This is a genomic window from Peribacillus huizhouensis (assembly GCF_014138605.1).
In the GTDB taxonomy this organism is placed as follows: Bacteria; Bacillota; Bacilli; order Bacillales; family DSM-1321; genus Peribacillus; species Peribacillus huizhouensis.
This window is the reverse complement of sequence record NZ_JACJHX010000002.1, coordinates 356952-371539: the sequence shown is the minus strand read 5'-3', so window position 1 is coordinate 371539 and position 14588 is coordinate 356952. Positions and strand designations below refer to the sequence as shown.

The 14588-nt window shown below is 39.5% G+C and carries 15 protein-coding genes and 1 riboswitch; all 15 genes read left to right on the top strand.

Going from position 1 to position 14588, the window contains the following annotated elements; all coding sequences use genetic code 11:
* The first annotated feature begins 24 nt into the window (after positions 1-24).
* A riboswitch (cyclic di-GMP riboswitch) is annotated at positions 25-108 on the top strand.
* Positions 109-212: 104 nt separating this feature from the next.
* The 15 genes from HNP81_RS04935 (at position 213) to HNP81_RS04865 (ending at position 14572) form a co-directional block, all read left to right on the top strand.
* Complete coding sequence (locus HNP81_RS04935) at positions 213-671, top strand: type II secretion system protein (protein WP_182501777.1); 459 nt, start codon at positions 213-215, stop codon at positions 669-671.
* A gap of 325 nt (positions 672-996) precedes the next feature.
* The gene (locus tag HNP81_RS04930; protein WP_182501776.1) at positions 997-1752 is read left to right on the top strand and encodes a prepilin peptidase; all 756 of its coding nucleotides are present in this window, start codon (positions 997-999) and stop codon (positions 1750-1752) included.
* A gap of 13 nt (positions 1753-1765) precedes the next feature.
* Positions 1766-2737 carry a type IV pilus biogenesis protein PilM gene (pilM, locus tag HNP81_RS04925; protein WP_182501775.1) on the top strand — a complete coding sequence of 324 codons (972 nt, stop codon included), beginning with the start codon at positions 1766-1768 and terminating at the stop codon, positions 2735-2737.
* Positions 2738-2746: 9 nt separating this feature from the next.
* Positions 2747-3337 carry a PilN family protein gene (locus HNP81_RS04920; protein ID WP_182501774.1) on the top strand — a complete coding sequence of 197 codons (591 nt, stop codon included), beginning with the start codon at positions 2747-2749 and terminating at the stop codon, positions 3335-3337.
* A complete protein-coding gene (locus tag HNP81_RS04915) occupies positions 3337-4281 on the top strand; it encodes a LysM peptidoglycan-binding domain-containing protein (RefSeq protein ID WP_182501773.1) in 945 nt (314 codons plus the stop codon). Before HNP81_RS04920 ends, HNP81_RS04915 begins: the two co-directional genes overlap by 1 nt.
* Positions 4282-4373: 92 nt before the next feature.
* Positions 4374-5360 (top strand): SPOR domain-containing protein, encoded by a 987-nt coding sequence (locus HNP81_RS04910; protein ID WP_182501772.1) that lies wholly within the window; start codon positions 4374-4376, stop codon positions 5358-5360.
* A gap of 181 nt (positions 5361-5541) precedes the next feature.
* Entirely contained in the window at positions 5542-6111 is a 570-nt protein-coding gene (locus HNP81_RS04905) for a Maf family protein (RefSeq protein ID WP_182501771.1), read from the top strand.
* Positions 6112-6180: 69 nt separating this feature from the next.
* A complete protein-coding gene (radC, locus tag HNP81_RS04900; RefSeq protein ID WP_182501881.1) occupies positions 6181-6855 on the top strand; it encodes a RadC family protein in 675 nt (224 codons plus the stop codon).
* Between the two features lie 142 nt (positions 6856-6997).
* Positions 6998-8017 (top strand): rod shape-determining protein, encoded by a 1020-nt coding sequence (locus HNP81_RS04895; protein WP_028392088.1) that lies wholly within the window; start codon positions 6998-7000, stop codon positions 8015-8017.
* A 321-nt stretch (positions 8018-8338) separates the two neighbouring features.
* Positions 8339-9202: a rod shape-determining protein MreC gene (gene mreC, locus HNP81_RS04890; protein WP_028392087.1), complete on the top strand. Its 864-nt coding sequence runs from the start codon at positions 8339-8341 to the stop codon at positions 9200-9202.
* Positions 9199-9717 carry a rod shape-determining protein MreD gene (gene mreD / locus HNP81_RS04885; protein WP_028392086.1) on the top strand — a complete coding sequence of 173 codons (519 nt, stop codon included), beginning with the start codon at positions 9199-9201 and terminating at the stop codon, positions 9715-9717. Before mreC ends, mreD begins: the two co-directional genes overlap by 4 nt.
* 252 nt (positions 9718-9969) lie before the next feature.
* The gene (gene minC / locus HNP81_RS04880) at positions 9970-10653 is read left to right on the top strand and encodes a septum site-determining protein MinC (RefSeq protein WP_182501770.1); all 684 of its coding nucleotides are present in this window, start codon (positions 9970-9972) and stop codon (positions 10651-10653) included.
* A gap of 2 nt (positions 10654-10655) precedes the next feature.
* Positions 10656-11459, top strand: coding sequence for a septum site-determining protein MinD (gene minD, locus HNP81_RS04875; RefSeq protein ID WP_182501769.1), 804 nt, complete (start codon positions 10656-10658; stop codon positions 11457-11459).
* Positions 11460-12942: 1483 nt separating this feature from the next.
* Entirely contained in the window at positions 12943-13713 is a 771-nt protein-coding gene (locus HNP81_RS04870) for a M23 family metallopeptidase (RefSeq protein ID WP_028392082.1), read from the top strand.
* Positions 13706-14572: a M50 family metallopeptidase gene (locus HNP81_RS04865; protein WP_028392081.1), complete on the top strand. Its 867-nt coding sequence runs from the start codon at positions 13706-13708 to the stop codon at positions 14570-14572. The genes HNP81_RS04870 and HNP81_RS04865 overlap by 8 nt, the downstream gene beginning before the upstream one ends.
* Positions 14573-14588 lie beyond the last annotated feature (16 nt).

Below are 14588 nucleotides of genomic sequence, written 5' to 3'. Positions count from 1 at the left end.
TTTTCTTATATACTAGCAATATATCAATAGATTGGAAACTGTGATGGATCATTTTTATCTGGGCACTTAAATGATCAGGAGTGAGTAGTGCAACCCGCCAATTAATTTATGCTTAAATTCAATTTTTGGAATTTAAGTATAAACGTGGCGGGTTTTTAGGTTGTACACCCGTCGCTAGACTACATAAAAAATCAAATGAGGAGTGAAGGTATATGATGAAACGAGTAAAAGCCCTTATGAATAACCAAAAAGGATTAACGCTAGTAGAACTTTTGGCCGTAATCGTAATTTTAGGAATCATCGCTGCTATTGCAGTACCGAGTATCGGCAACATTATTGATAACAGCAAAAAGGATGCACATATTGCCAATGCACAGCAACTGATATCATCTGCGAAATTAGCGGTTGCAGCGAATGATGATATTGTGAAAAACCGGCCGGTAACTGTAACATACGAACAGCTAGAGAAAGCGGGTTACCTTGCTGACCTTACGGATCCTGATGATAAAGGGAAACTTTATTCTACTGCACAAGTTAAGATAACAGAAACGAATGGGAAATATGAATACACTGTTACACTAATAGGTTCAAAGAGAAGTATAACTAATAAGAAAGCATCTGAATTAAATAGAGAGTCAGTTGTTGCTCCAACACCGAGTACTACAACTTGAAGTAATTGATTTTTTAGTTACCTATATTTACCACTCCTTTTCACAGGAGTGTTTTTTTTATCTATTGGCTATGTTAAAGGTCATTGTTGATCTTAGCGCTTTGTTGATTGGAACGGAAGGCGTAAGACTCCCGGACCGCCCGCGGAAAGTGAACGCCTGAAGCGGAAATCATCAGGCAAGTTTAACAGGGCCTATCTATTTAATCTTCACCAAATAATCATCTCCAATTCAATCCAACTTCCTGTATAATAAAAGAAACAACATGACGTAAAAAAACACTACATCCAATAGAAGTGAAACCAACTCCAATATAAAGGAGAAATCCATGACATTATTTTTTTACAGCTATATAGGTATTATAGGCTTAGTTCTCGGTTCTTTTTACAATGTCGTTGGACTGCGAATTCCGGAAAATCAATCAGTCGTCCGACCAAGGTCACAATGTCCAGCTTGCAAAAAAACCTTGACAGCTACCGATCTCGTGCCTGTATTGTCTTATGTTTTTTTAAGAGGAAAATGCCGAAACTGTCATTCGAAAATACCGCCGCTCTATCCACTGATTGAGCTTTCAACGGGTTTATTGTTTATGCTTGCTTTTTACGAGTTTGGTATGACTGGAGAATTCGTAATCGCCCTCCTCTTTATTTCGTTGTTAGTCATTATCTTTGTATCTGATATTGTGTATATGATTATTCCTAATAAAGTGCTGTTGTTTTTTGTACCTATTGTTTTAGTTGCCCGATTAGTCGTACCATTAGATCCGTTGTGGGATATGTTTGTCGGAGCGGTAGTTGGCTTCGGGTTGCTTTTTTTCATTGCTGTCATTAGTAAAGGTGGCATGGGCGGGGGAGATGTTAAACTATTTTTCGTATTAGGGCTGGTGCTCGGCTTAAAGCTGACCATCCTGACATTCGCTTTGGCAACTTTTTTAGGAGCACTGTATGGGGTAGCTGGCATGATTCGAGGGAAATATAAGAAACGGCAGCCGATTCCATTTGGTCCATTTATTGCGATTGGTGCCTTGCTTTCCTACTTCTATGGAGCCGAAATATTAAGCTATTACTTTACTATGTTTGAATAAGCAGGTGATTGTCGTGAACATATTGAACCGAAAGCATCGAGTTCATCTATCTATTAAAGATCGGTATATTCGTTTTGTGGAATCTGGAAAAAAGCACAACCTACTAGCTTATGGGCAAAAGAGTCTGCCAAACGGTGTGATCGTTGAAGGGCAAATAAAAGATCGTGAAACGCTTGAGCTGATTGTGGAAGAAATGGTTGATCAGTGGAAGCTTAAAGGGAAAAAAGTCTCTTTTTGTGTACCTGATTCAACAGTAATCGTTAGGACTATACATGTTCCGAATGATGTTCCAGATCATGAACTGAATGGTTATTTATATATGGAATTGGGCCATAGCATCCATTTGCCTTTTTCAGATCCTTTAATTGAAGCAGTGCCTTTAGAGCAAACGGCTGAAAACCGAGACGTGTTGTTATTTGCTTCTAGAGAAACAGTATTGAATGAATGGACCGAATTATTAAAGGGCGCATCGTTAAAACCAGATATCGCCGATCTTTCCATGCTGTCGCTTTATCGAATGTATTATCATCTAGGCCTTGCCAATCAGGATGAGCATGTTCTATTCGTGCAAATTGGTTTAGATGCGTTTGTTTTATCTGTTTTTTATGAACATAAGCCTGTTTTTTCGCGCCACTATCCGTTGGAATTTCATGAGGAACACTATGAACTTTCTAAAAGCCGAAGCGGCTCTGATTTTTATGCTTGGATGGGTGTTGTAAACGAATTAACAAGTCAATCTCAGGATATTACGATGGAAATTGAACGTTTCCTATCCTATTACCGATTCAATCTCACTAAAGGAAAACATCATATAGCCAAGATCGTTTTGTCAGGAGATCATCCTTGTATGGAAACTTTTTATAAAGATATACATACTGCAATTGAAGTATCTGTTCAGCCGCTGCTTGAACCGCTATTTCAAACAAAAAAAGGCAGGAACATCCCTCCTGTATATGCTGAATGTATTGGACTAGCGTTAAAGTAGGTGTTTGACATGCTCGTAGATATTAATTTATTACCTAAAAAAGAAAAAAATCGACATATTGTTGGGCTATTGATTCTGTTGATTGCTATCATGTTATTGGTTAGTGGCTTCTTCTTCATGGCTACTTATCAAGAAAAGAAGGCACAATTGGTACAACTAGAAAAAGAGTTAGCCTTGAATAAGGAATTAAAAATGGCGAAGGAATACGAACAATCTCAGAGTGCTGAATCCGAATCTGTTCGTGAATTGGAAACGGCGATTCAGTGGGTTGAAGATCATCAAAGTTCAACATTTATCATCATGAGAACTGTATCTTCGTTATTACCCGAGCGGGGGTTTATCGGAGATTTTACTTATAAGGAAGATGGAATGGTTCAGCTCACGGTTCAATTCGATTCTTCAAGGCAAGCTGCTTATTTTTTAAAAAGTCTAATAAACTCAAAACTTTTTTCAGGCGCTAAACTATTAACTCTTTCAACTGAGAAGCTTGAGGACGATCATACGACAGAACCTGTCCTTCCTCGATACAATGCACAATATGAAATAACAGTGGACAAGTCAGCTATTCAAACAGAGATGCAAGGGGAGGTGGGACGATAATGCTTTCCCGAAAAGTCCTGTCCTTCATTCTCACACTTTTATTGCTTGTTTTTATAAGTGCTGTATGTGGAGCGTATTTTTTTGAATATAAACCATTACAAGAAAAAATTTCCACTCATACCCAATCGATTGCGAAGGAAAAAGATGAGCTAGAAAAACTAGATCAAAAAGAGAAGAAAAGTGTTTCTATTAATACTACAGCTTTACAAAAGAAACTTCCGGTAAGTGAACTAGTCGATCAATTTATTATAATGCTTGAAGAAGTTGAAGTAGCATCCGGTACTTTAATTACGAATCTAGTATTTGCCGATTCCAAACAACAAGGAGATTCAGTAGATGAATTCGAAGCTGGACATTTTGAGATAGCTGAAGAAGCATCAAATGCAAATTCGCTACCTGAAGGTGTAAAGAAATTAACAGCGGTCATTACGGTTGAATCACCAACATATCTTGAATTGGAATCATTTGTGAAAGGCCTTGAGGATTTGGAGCGCCATACAAAAGTAGAGAGTCTTCAATATACCGGAATAAAAGAAATTAATCGGTTCATGAACACAGCTGAAACACTGACTTTTAACTTAACTGTTTCTACCTATTATTATCCTAAACTAGAAGAACTTAAAACCCAGCTGCCCAAATATGAGGAGCCAAAACCAGCAAATAAAATAAACCCATTATTTGAAACGAATCTACTTCAACTACCAAAGAAGAAAGTCGAAACGGAGAAAGAAACGGGTGCCGATTGGAAGATTGTAAAACGGAATCAAACAACGTATAAAGTGTACACCTATAAAGTGAAACCAGGGGATACTCTCTTTCAACTTGCTATTTTGTATTATAATAGTAGATCCGGTGAAAAAGTGATAAAAGATTGGAATCATTTACAACAACTTGAAGCGAATACAAAGATTGAAATACCTGTTCCAGCTGATGGCAAAAATTGACGAAAGCTATTAATAACAAGACGACAAAAGTCTTGTTATTTTTTTTTTCTCCTATGTTAGGATGGAAAAAAATGTACGTGGGGGGCGAAAAAATGGACAACCCAGAAAATAAAAAAGGAATCACCATAAAAATTAATGGCGAGGAAAAGCCCTTGGTTGGAGATGATAGTAGCAATAGCGTTAAAGTGGCTAAAAACCAAGCTTCTGCAGCAAACGAGTCCGAGGATGAAAGCTTCGATTGGGTATTTCCAAAAGACGAGGGCATATTTTATCAACCACCGGCTTCTACGAAAAAGAAAAATCCAATCATCCTTGCATTTGGCGGTAAACGAAAAAATCCAGGGAATAAATCGAGATTTTCATTTAAAATTCCCTTTTTCGCTATTCTTTTTGCTGTGATTGTCGGTTCGGGTTTAGGTTTGATTGTGTTGAAGACAATTACGGCTGATAAAGAGGTTGCTACTGTCCCTGTCGAACCGATGGAACCTAGTGCAAGTATTAAGGGTGATAGCAATAAAGGAGCGCCTACAGCTACAGCTGTCGCTCCATTATCGGTTTATCTTGTACAAGGTGGAGTATTTAGTAATGAAGATGCTGCCAAACAAACACAGGAACTAGTTTCAGCTAAAGGTGTACCGACTGAAATATTGAAACAAGGAGAGAAATATTATTTGTTTTTAGGTTCAGCTACGAGCCTTGAGGAAAGTAAGCAGCTTGCCGTTTTTTTAAAAGGCTACGATGTGGAAGTGTTTTGGAAAGAGCTCACGCTTAAGTCTGGAAGTGTGGGAAGCAGTAATGAAGCAATAATAAAGAAAATGAATACAGCCTATCAAACCTTAACAAAGGCCTCTTCTGCACAGCTATTAAATCCGACAGCAACCACCGATCTGAAATCTGTGCAAACAGACCTTGAAGACCTTAAAGCCCAGGTGAAAGACGATTCACCAGCAGGACTAAAAGCTGCCTATTCTGATTTGAATGCTGCTTTCGATTCAATAAAGCAATATCAAAGCACGAAAGAAACCGATCATTTGCTCCAAGCACAGCAAAAACTACTACATTTCTTGAATTCCTATTAAATCTGACAACATCCGACTATTTCTCAGGAAATAATGGGCCAGCGCTTCTTTCATGCATTACTGCGCGAAATGGAGTCTGGCCTCTTTTTAGGATTGTTAGTTGAGGTATTATTTGGTACGATTACAGTGGGTCTCCTGGCCTGCAATGATATTTTTTATAGTAAGGAATGTGATGTTTAGTATGCACCGATTGATTTTAGCCTCAGCTTCTCCACGCCGTAAGGAATTGCTGCAAGTTCTTCAAATCCCTTTTCAATCAGTAGACGCGAATGTTGATGAAAGCATTGAACCGAATACAGAGCCATCTGTTGCCGTAAAAGAGCTTGCTCACAGAAAGGCAAAAGCGGTTGCTGTAAAATATCCAGAATCCTGTGTGATTGGCTCTGATACGGTTGTAGCTTTTGATGGCAAGATATTAGGAAAGCCAGTTGACCGAACAGATGCAAAAAAAATGTTGCAATTGTTAGCTGGAAACACACACTTTGTTTATACAGGTGTCGCGCTTGTAAAAGGAGAAAAGAGTCGCGTATTCTATGAAGAAACAGAAGTGACGTTTTGGGACCTGTCAGATGCAGAGATTGAAAGGTATCTTGATAGTGGAGAACCATTTGACAAAGCAGGAAGCTATGGAATTCAAGGCTATGGTTCGTTGTTTGTTAAAAAAATTCATGGCGATTATTTTTCAGTTGTGGGACTTCCGGTTTCAAGATTGTCTCGTGAACTTCTGGCGTTTCAAGCGGAAAACGAGTAACCCATTCAGCATTCTGACAGGGATCCATCTCATTTTTATGAAGAGAGGGTGGTTATTTTGTTAGAAAAAATGCTAATTCGCGATGTTCCGAAAGATGAGAGGCCGCGTGAACGCTTTATCCAAACCGGCCCTCAAAGTCTCTCCAATCAGGAATTGCTAGCAATATTACTCAGAACAGGGACGAAAGAAGAATCTGTTCTGCAGTTGGCCAATCGATTAATCAGTACGTTTGAAGGGCTGCGTATGTTAATAGATGCCTCCATTGATGAAATCACCGCCATTAAAGGAATTGGAGAAGCAAAGGCGATTCAAATCCTAGCCGCAGTTGAACTCGGCAAGAGAATTACTCAGTTGAACTATCCCGACCGATACGTAATCCGTTCCCCTGAAGATGGAGCGAAATACTGCATGGAAGAAATGCGCTTTCTCACACAAGAGCATTTCATCACACTTTACCTCAATACAAAAAATCAAGTAATCCACAAACAAACGATATTTATCGGCAGCTTAAATGCATCGATCGTTCATCCCCGCGAAGTCTACAAAGAAGCCTTCAGAAGATCTGCAGCCTCTATTATTTGTCTACATAATCACCCCTCTGGAGACCCCTCACCGAGTAGAGAAGATATTGAAGTTACCAAGAGATTAGTCGAGTGTGGTAAAATAATAGGGATAGAACTTTTGGATCATATTATTATTGGAGAACATAAATTTGTGAGTTTAAAGGAAAAAGGGTATTTGTGACACTATTAAAATGGATAATGATACGGTATAATAGTGTTTATGATTTTTTAAGGGTAACATAATAAATCTTTGCATTTTTGAATATTGACCATTTAAAATCTTACTATAAAAAGTATTTTGTGTATGAAAGGGAGAAACCAATATGTTTGGAATTGGCACAAAAGATTTGGGAATCGATTTAGGAACGGCAAACACGCTTGTATATGTAAAAGGAAAAGGGATTGTTGTCCGTGAGCCGTCAGTTGTTGCGCTGCAAACAGATACGAAACAAATTGTCGCAGTCGGAAATGATGCAAAAAATATGATCGGGCGTACGCCTGGTAACGTAGTCGCATTAAGACCGATGAAGGATGGCGTAATTGCTGATTATGAAACGACAGCGACGATGATGAAGTATTATATGAAGGAAGCTCAGAAAAAAGGTGTTTTTGGAAGCAAGCCATATGTCATGATTTGTGTCCCATCCGGAATTACTGCGGTTGAGCAACGTGCAGTTATTGACGCGACAAGACAAGCTGGTGCACGTGATGCGTATCCGATTGAAGAACCTTTTGCGGCAGCGATTGGTGCAAATCTTCCTGTATGGGAACCGACAGGCAGCATGATCGTTGATATCGGTGGCGGTACGACTGAAGTTGCAATCATTTCATTGGGCGGAATTGTAACAAGCAAGTCGATTCGCATTGCTGGTGACGAAATGGACGACGCGATTGTCAGCTATATCCGTAAAAATTACAACTTAATGATCGGGGAACGTACTTCAGAGAGCATTAAGATGGAAATCGGGTCAGCAGGGGATACGGAAGGCATTGAAAATATGGACATTCGCGGCCGTGATCTATTGACGGGCTTGCCAAAAACGATTGAAATCTCCGCTAAGGAAATTTCAGTTGCACTTCGTGATACGGTCGATGCAATTGTTGATTCCGTGAAAAATACGCTAGAGAAAACACCACCTGAGCTTGCGGCAGATATTATGGATCGTGGGATTGTTCTAACAGGAGGCGGAGCTTTGCTGCGTAATCTGGATAAAGTAATAAGTGAAGAAACGAAAATGCCAGTTCTTATTGCTGAAAATCCACTTGATTGTGTAGCGATTGGAACAGGTAAAGCATTGGATCATATCGATAATTTTAAAAATAAAACAAAAGATTTACGATAATTAAAAGCTTCTTATAATAATAGGAATGCGGATCGAGTGAAAGAAATTGAAACTTCAAATGCGAGATAAATACGAAGAGAATTCAAATTTATAGGATAAACTTCTTTCTTCTCGTTTATAAACTGCCTATAATGGGGATTGAACACATTGGGCCAATTGTGATCGTAAAGCCTAAGTGGACAATCCCTGTTTGTTTCGTTTAGGTAACCGTAAGTTTTAAGGAATATTAGTGTTCTGCGCCAGGTATCATCCAAATGACTAGAAAAAGCGGTGTTTTCTAGCAAAAGCCTGGCATTTTTCCAGATAGAGGTGTAGATGATCATGCCACAGTTTTTAAACAAAAAGTTAATCTTGTTATTGGCAGGAATTATTGTTCTTGTGGCATTAATCGGGTTTTCATTGAGAGAACGCGAAACATTGTCATGGCCGGAACAATTTTTAAAAGATACAACAGGATGGTTTGCCAATGCCTTTGATAAACCTGTTTCTGCTGTTACCGGACTTTTTGAAAATCTGAGTGACCTGCAAAATACATATGACGAAAATGCAAAGCTTAAAGCCCGTTTAGGAGAATATGTACAGATAAAAACAGAAGTCCAAGCATTGAAGAAGGAAAATGCCGAATTACGTAAAATTCTTGGTAAGGAAGATGATTTGAGTAAGTATTCGCCTATTCAAGCAACTGTAATCGGTCGGAATCCAGATCGTTGGAATGAGTTAATTACGATTAATAAAGGTGAGATGAATGGGATAAAAGCGAATATGGCAGTCATTACAGCTGATGGATTAATCGGCAAGGTAAAGAGTACGACACCTACCACGGCAACTGTACTGCTGGTCAGTTCGACAGATCCGAATAATAAAATTTCAGCTTCCATTGTACAAGAAGATGCAGCCAACGGAATCATCGAAGGCTATGATGACAAGCAGGGCTATTTGCTAATGAAGCGAATACCATTTGATAAAGAAATAAAAATTGGTTCGATCGTAGAGACATCAGGACTAGGCGGCATTTTTCCATCACGTCTAATTGTTGGGAAAGTTGTCGAAGTGAAAATTGATCAAAATGGCTTGAATCAGACGGCATATTTAGAACCAGCAACAGATTTTTATGATATAAAAAATGTCATGGTCGTTAAACGTGAAGTGATTGGTGAAGATGCGAAGAGTGAGGCACAAGAATGAAGCGACTAAAACTTCCCCTCACTGCCTTGCTTTTCTTTATTATGGAAGGTTCATTTTCAAATTTACTTGCTGGTGATATATTCGGTGGTGACAAAATTATTGTCCCACGATTCATTATGATTTTAATCGCGTTCATTACTATATATGGAACACGAAGAAACGGTATGATATACGGCTTCATACTGGGTCTAATGTATGATGTCGTGTATACAGAAATCTTGGGCGTATATATGTTCATGCTTCCATTTTTTGCTTACCTTATAGCGAAAATTATGAGAATCCTTCAATCTAATCTGCTAGTGACCATCCTTACTTCGCTCTTATTTATTACGTTTTTAGAAGTAATTGTCTATCAAATTAATATCCTGATTGGATTTGCTCATATAGACTTTAATACGTTTTGGAAAAGTAGACTTGTACCAACTCTACTGTTAAATCTCGCTTTCCTTGTTGTTTTTTCTTATCCGTTAAAGCGGATGATTGAGAAACAGAAACTTGAATCAGACGGAGAGTAAAAAATAGTTTGCTAAAAGGTGAAAAGCGCTTTCGCGTGCTTTTAGACATGATAAAGGCAAGTAGTTTGATAATAAGTTTTGAAGTTTAACCTTACACTGGCATGCTTAGGTCATAAGTCGTATGCGTGTCTCCTTGGCTAGTCTTTTTGTAGTCAAGGATCGGTGACAGGTTTTTCTACTTTCATGCGCGTAGAAAAAGGAAATATCTCTAGTCATGTCGAATTATACTTTCATTGAGGTGAAACATGCGTCATGAATAAAAGAATTCAGCAAAATGTTATGATAAAAGGCACAAAGGATGGGCTCACACTTCATCTGGATGATTCGTGTTCTTTTTCAGAGCTATTGAAAGAACTAGAATCAAAGCTCTCTGCAAATTATCAATTCCAAGAAAATGATTCAGGCATTGCCGTTAAGGTACATACAGGAAATCGTTATCTGCTTGAGGATCAGAAAAATCGTATCCGAGAATTAATCAGCCAGAAAAAAAAACTGGTCATTGATGAAATTATTTCTAATGTGATAACGAAGGAAGAAGCCAAGCAATGGAAGGACGAACATCAAATGACTACCATTGCTAAAGTCATTAGGTCGGGGCAAATTTTAGAGGTTGTTGGTGATTTATTGTTGATCGGTGATGTGAATCCAGGCGGGACGATTATAGCCGGTGGGAATATTTTTGTGATGGGTACGCTTAGAGGAATTGCCCAAGCAGGGCATAACGGCAACCAAGAAAGTTTTGTTAGTGCCTCTGTCATGAAACCATCACATATTAGAATTGCTGATAAGATCATGAAAGCACCTGATAAATATATAGAAGATGGCCATATGATGGAGTGTGCTTTTATCAATGAAAATGGCCGTATTATTGTCGAAAAGATACAAGCTTTTAAGAATCATAGACCGAATTTTAATAGATTAGAAGGGGGACTCTAATCGTGGGAGAGGCAATAGTTATTACATCTGGAAAGGGTGGGGTGGGAAAGACCACAACATCCGCTAATTTAGGTACATCATTAGCTCTTCTTGGCAAAAAAGTATGTTTGATTGATACAGATATTGGTCTTAGAAATTTAGATGTTGTTATGGGATTAGAAAATCGGATTATCTATGATTTGGTTGATGTAATTGAAGGACGCTGTAAAATACATCAAGCTTTAGTGAAAGATAAGCGCTTTGAAGACAGGCTTTATCTTCTTCCAGCTGCTCAAACGTCCGACAAGACGGCGATCGTTCCTGAACAAATGTATAAACTTGTTCACGAATTAAAGCAAGACTATGATTATATTATTATTGACTGTCCTGCTGGAATTGAACAAGGATTTAAAAATGCAATAGCAGGTGCTGATAAAGCGATTGTCGTAACCACTCCAGAAAAATCAGCTGTCAGAGATGCCGATCGGATTATTGGTTTGCTTGAAAAAGAAGAAAATATTGAACCGCCAAAACTTGTCATTAATCGAATACGGAATCATATGCTGAAGAATGGGGAAATGATGGATATTGATGAAGTCACGAACCATCTCTCAATTGACTTGATTGGCATTGTTGTCGACGATGAACAAGTGATCAGAGCATCTAACGAAGGTGAACCGATCGCCATGGATCCAAATAACCGCGCATCTATCGCCTACCGCAATATTGCCAGGAGAATTTTAGGTGAATCAGTGCCGCTTTCATCAATAGAAGACGAACCAAAAGGCTTAATGGCAAAATTAAAAAAATTATTTGCCGGTTCGTAATAAAAAGGTCAGACCTCACATCCTATATCCAGTTTATGGTGTCAAATAAACGATATAGTTGATGTAGAGTCTGGCCCTTTTTGTTTTGGATAAGATAAGTTCTTGGGTGCAATCAAGAATATTGTGGCGATTTGGACTCCGGCACGCAAATCGCGAATCTCGCACGCAAATCGTGAATCCGGCTCGTAAAGTACAAGTTCCTGCACGTAACACCCCCGTTCCGGCACGCAAATTCGAATTCTGGCACGTAATGCTTGAATTGGTGAGCTGATGTCCGCGCAAAGTCAGGTATTTCTACAGAACATTGTCTGACCACATCAATAAGCTACAGGTTGTCTATGAAATCCGTCATAAAGGGCTTATCTGGAAAGAAAATGGCAGGCAAGCTTCAAAAAATTTAGCGTCGAAGTGGCTTCGGCACGCAAATCGCAAATCTCGCACGCAAATCGTGAATCTGGCTCGTAAAGTACAAATTCCGGCACGTAACACCCCCGTTCCGGCACGCAAATTTGAATTTTGGCTCGTAATGCTCGAACTGAAGAGCTGATGTCCGCGCAACGTCTGGTATTTCCTCAGAACATAGCCCGACCACATCGATAAGCTACAGGTTGCCTATGAAATCTGTCATAAAGGACTGATCTCGAATGAAAAGGCAGGCTAGCTTCGAAAAATTTAGCGTTGAATTGGGCTTCGGCACGCAAATCGCAAATCTCGCACGTAAATTGTGAATCCGGCACGCAAAGTACAAGTTCCGGCACGTAACACCCCCGTTCCGGCACGCAAATTCGAATTCTGGCACGCAATGCTTGAACTGGGGAGCTGATGTCCGGGCAAAGTCTGGTATTTCCACAGAACATAGCCCGACCACATCAATAAGCTACAGATTGCCTATGAAATCTGTCATAAAGGACTGATCTCGAATGAAAAGGCAGGCTAGCTTCGAAAAATTTAGCGTTGAATTGGGCTTCGGCACGCAAATCGCAAATCTCGCACGCAATTCGTGAATCCGGCTCGTAAAGTACAAGTTCCGGCACGTAACACCCCCGTTCCGGCACGCAAATTCGAATTCTGGCACGCAATGCTTGAACTGGGGAGCAGATGTCCGCGCAAAGTCTGGTATTTCCTCAGAACATAGCCCGACCACATAAATAAGCTACAGATTGCCTATGAAATCTGTCATAAAGGACTGATCTCGAATGAAAAGGTAGGCTAGCTTCGAAAATTTTAGCGTTGAATTTGGCTTCGGCACGCAAATCGCAAATCTCGCACGCAAATCGTGAATCCGGCTCGTAAAGTACAAGTTCCGGCACGTAACACCCCCGTTCCGGCACGCAAATATGAATTTTGGCACGCAATGCTTGAACTGGTGAGCTGTTGCCCAGGCTATGCTTGATTTTACATTGCCCCCTGTGCGTAACTGTCATAGTTCGGACAAGTACATCATACACTTGTACAAAGCTAGAAGACGGGGGAGGACCAAAGTATGGATGATCGCAGAAAGAGAATTCAGGAACGAATTGCCAAGCGGAGAAAGCGGGCTGAACATCATCAACAGGGAGCATGGGCGAATTTAATTCAAGATGAAACAGATGGTTATAGCCCCCCATTATCATATGAAAGTCCATCGCCAGGAAATGATTTTCCCCTTTTCAAAAAAGAGTGGTTTTTGTTTAAAATTCTTGCGGCTGCATGTTTGTTTTTATTAGTAGCCATTGCTTTTAAACATCCGTCCACACAGCTTGATGAAGTGAGAAGTGTTGTGAAAGAAACGATGAATCAAGAGTTTCAGTTTGCGACAGTTGCATCATGGTATGAGGATACGTTTGGGAAACCGATCGCATTTTATCCTGATAAAACGAAAAAAGAATCGGGGACAGTTGCGGATCGTCCAGATAATCAATCAGCACTACCGGTTATTGGTAAAATCACAGAAAGTTTTGAGGTAAATGGTGAAGGGGTGTTGATTGAGACATCGCAAAATAAAAAGGTGAATGCACTTAGGGAAGGCATTGTCATGTTTGCCGGCGTGAAGGAAGGTTTGGGGAAAACAGTAATGATTCAACATGCTGATAAGAGTGAATCATGGTATGGCCAACTAGAATCAGTCGATGTAAAGCTTTATGATCCTGTGGCTAAAGGCACTGAAATCGGCAAGGTAACAGCTAGTGAAAACGGTTCAAAGGGGACCTTTTATTTGGCTATTAAAAAAAATGATCAATTTATTGATCCGACACAGGTGATTTCCTTTGAATGAATTATTAAAGCTGTTATGGAAAGTCAACATTCATCCTACATTATGGCTCGTGATTGCGATTTCTGTCTTGACTTCACATTTCACGCAAATGATCATGTTTTTTGTCATTATTTTCTTTCATGAAATGGGCCATGCTATAGCAGCTCATTTCTTTAAATGGCGGATTAAATCAATCCATCTGCTTCCATTTGGAGGCACTATGGAAACAGATGAGTATGGAAACAAATCACTTAAGGAAGATTTGATTGTGATTTTGGCAGGACCTGTTCAGCATGTTTGGCTCGTCGGCCTTGCCTACTTGTTCTACTCGTTTTCGATCATGCCATATGAGATGTATCAGCAATTCTTTTACAGCAATGCAGCTGTGATGCTGTTCAACTTGCTTCCTGTATGGCCGCTAGATGGTGGCAAACTGTTGTTTCTGGGATTATCCAAACGCAAATCCTTTCTCGATGCGCACTCGTTCACACTTCTTTTCTCAGCTATTTTGGCAACAGCAGGTCTCATTCTGTCGGTGCTATTGATTTCGTTCAATTTAAACGTATGGATTATTGCTTGCTTTATTGGGATTACGCTAGCGATGGAATGGCGTCAGCGTTATTATGCGTTCATTCGATTTCTACTTGATCGCCATTATGGCAGAAGTATGGACTTAACAAGGCTTGAACCGATTCAAGTCGATGAGAATGAGATGATTTACAAAGTATTGGAGAAATTTCAGCGTGGTTGTAAGCATCCAGTCATTGTCATGAAAAATGGCCAGGAAAGCGGTTCGTTAGATGAAAATGAACTTCTTCATGCCTATTTTACAAATAAAATGACCAATGGCAAAATTGGTGAATTGTTATATGCCTATTAAATGTGATATTCTTGCT